This is a genomic window from Ruegeria sp. F5, assembly GCF_056533845.1.
Genome location: NZ_JBQFOU010000077.1, coordinates 1 through 760, shown reverse-complemented (window position 1 = coordinate 760; position 760 = coordinate 1). Strand labels below are relative to the sequence as shown.

Genomic DNA, 760 nt, shown 5'->3' with positions numbered 1-760 from the left:
ATATTGGTTGGATGATGCGCAGATGGCGCGTTTGGAGCCTTACTTTCCGAAGTCCCATGGCAAACCACGTGTAGATGATCGGCGTGTGCTGAGTGGGATTATCTTCATTAATCGTAATGGCTTACGCTGGCGAGACGCCCCTAAGGAGTATGGTCCGCACAAAACCCTATACAATCGCTGGAAGCGATGGAGCGACAAGGGAGTCTTTGCCCAGATCATGATGGGTCTGGCTGCCGAGCATGGCGAGGAAAAGACCGTCATGATTGATGCTACCTATTTGAAGGCCCACCGCACCGCGACCAGCATGGGCGTCAAAAAAGGGGGCGTGGACGTCTGATCGGTCGGACCAAGGGCGGTATGAACACCAAACTCCATGCCGTCTGTGACAGCCAGGGGCGTCCGCTGAACCTATTCGTCACGGCTGGTCAGGTCAGCGACTATATCGGCGCACGGGCTTTGCTCAGCAGTCTGCCGAATGTCGATTGGCTACTTGGTGACAGGGGCTATGACGCTGACTGGTTCCGAGAAGCCCTGCAAGACAAGGGCATACGGCCGTGCATTCCGGGTCGAAAGCAACGCAAGACGACCGTTAAATACGATAAGCGACGGTACGAGCGTCGTAACCGGATCGAGATCATGTTCGGCAGGCTGAAGGATTGGCGACGGGTCGCAACCCGATATGACCGCTCCCCCAAAGTCTTCCTCTCAGCAATCGCCCTCGCCGCAACTGTCATCTATTGGTTATGAGTCCTGAGCCTAG

Annotated in this window: 1 protein-coding gene; it reads left to right on the top strand. The window is 55.8% G+C overall.

Going from position 1 to position 760, the window contains the following annotated elements; genetic code table 11:
- A protein-coding gene (locus tag ACR0K1_RS25625) for an IS5 family transposase (protein ID WP_480852326.1) occupies positions 1–747 on the top strand; the annotation gives its coding sequence in 2 pieces (ribosomal slippage) (positions 1–326 and positions 326–747; 748 coding nt annotated over the 2 pieces). This gene is flagged as partial in the annotation.
- Positions 748–760: the final 13 nt, after the last annotated feature.